This is a genomic window from Dietzia sp. E1 (genome assembly GCF_014145015.1).
Lineage (GTDB): Bacteria > Actinomycetota > Actinomycetes > Mycobacteriales > Mycobacteriaceae > Dietzia > Dietzia cinnamea_A.
On sequence record NZ_JAALDU010000546.1, the window covers coordinates 1 to 1721 of the forward strand.

The 1721-nt window shown below is 68.1% G+C and carries 2 protein-coding genes; both read left to right on the forward strand.

Annotated elements, in window-relative coordinates; all coding sequences use genetic code 11:
* Positions 1-462: 462 nt before the first annotated feature.
* Entirely contained in the window at positions 463-1029 is a 567-nt protein-coding gene (locus G6030_RS15310) for a DUF6230 family protein (protein ID WP_182643703.1), read from the forward strand.
* Positions 1013-1408 carry a DUF6114 domain-containing protein gene (locus G6030_RS15315; RefSeq protein WP_182643704.1) on the forward strand — a complete coding sequence of 132 codons (396 nt, stop codon included), beginning with the start codon at positions 1013-1015 and terminating at the stop codon, positions 1406-1408. The genes G6030_RS15310 and G6030_RS15315 overlap by 17 nt, the downstream gene beginning before the upstream one ends.
* The last annotated feature ends 313 nt before the right edge of the window (positions 1409-1721 follow it).

Sequence of the window (1721 nt, forward strand, 5' to 3'; positions counted from 1 at the left end):
CCCTTGGCGCGGGCGACGTAGTGGTCGATCTCCGACTGCTCGATCTCACCGTCCTCGGAGACGTTCATGTCCATATGGCACCGATCCGGCCCGGCGAGGTGAGACCGGGGAACGAGGCGCGGACTGGCACGTTAGTGAGAATTCGCCTGCGTTGACGAGAGTCAGCGCCGGGTGGTGGTGACGAGCGGAAAGAGACCCCACGGGGCGCGTGGGACGCGTTATGGGCGACGACGGCGAGGTGGGCTGACGCGGGCCGCTGGGCGGTGGCTGCGGGGCACGCTCTGCCGCTGCGGCGGTCTCGGTCAGGAGACCCCGCCTCCCGCGAGGAGGAAGATGGCGAAGGATGCCTAGGCACTCGCGGTGCGGGTCCCCTCGGATGAGAAACGTATGAGTACGCTCAATGCAGCCGCGGACTCGTCCGCTCGACTAGACAACTGACGGTGCTGAAGGAACGAGGGCCGGGTGGGGCACATCAGGTACGGCAGGTTCGCCGCGCTGTCCGCGGCGGGCCTGCTGGTCGCCAGCGCCGGTGCAGTCGTCACCGCGCAGACGGGCCTCAACATCTCCGCCGGCGAGCTGGTCGCGAGCGCCCAAGTGAGAGGTCTGAGCGCCGGCCACACCTCGATCCAGGCCGGGCACGGAATCCTCGAGGCTGCGGAGGATCCCGTAGCGATGGTGATCATGGAAGACGTCCGCATGAGTTACGTGTGCGCGCGGATGAAGAGCGTTAACGTCCCGTTCCTTGGCACCGTCACTATGACGGCCGTCCTCCCCGAGGGTGCGGACATCTACGCGGACAAGCTGACCATCGACTCCGCACTCCTGTCCGGGCCGATGGCGCTCGACGAGATGATCATCGGTGCGGGCGCCGCCGAGTCCACCTCGCGGTCCGGGAGCGCAGCGGTCGGCCTGTCCTCGGGCAGCCTCACCGCAGGGCACCTCGACGTGGAGCTCGCCGGCCTCCACGCCACCCGGCTCACCTCCTCGACCATCGAGCTGCGGGCGGAGCGCGGTGAAGCCAGCTGCTGAGGCGCCCGCGCCGGAGAACGACAGGCCACAGAGGGGTGCGGATCGCCCCGTCGCCGCAGCCATACTTCAGATCGCCTCCGGGGTCGTCGTCCTCGCGGTCGTCCTGGGAGTTGCATCCTTCGACGGGCTGGCGATCAGCTTCTCTGCCACATCCACGCCGATGGCGCTCTTCATCGGCTGCGGTCTCATCGCCTGCGGGGTGTCGACCTGGGCTCAGCCGACGACACGCATCCTGACCGGCCTGCTGGGCTTCGCCTTCTCTCTAGTCGCGCTCCCAGGCGCGAACCTCGGCGGGTTCATTGCCGGGACGGTGTTGGGAGTGCTCGGCTCCGCGGCAGCTCTGGCGTGGGCCCCGGGCGATCGACCGTCGAAGACGTAGTAGCCGTCTGCACATCCAGAGAAGGGGCATCGATCGCCCAACTGGGAATCGTCCTACTCCCCCGCACTCGGTGAAGACCACGTCGCGGTGGGATAGGCAGCGAGTTCGCGTCACGTGACGCTGGGTGATGACCTTCCGAGAGAGCCACGGCTGCCGTCCTCAGCTAAGTGTCCGCCGCCCCTCGAACTGGGTTGGTCTTTCCGCAGCCCGTCGCGCGATGGCGATGACCGTCCTGCCTGTCCTGGCCGGCCCTGTGTCGGGTGGGTGAAGTGGCTGGAACCCCCGAACCGTGGGTTCGGGGGTTCCAGCGTTG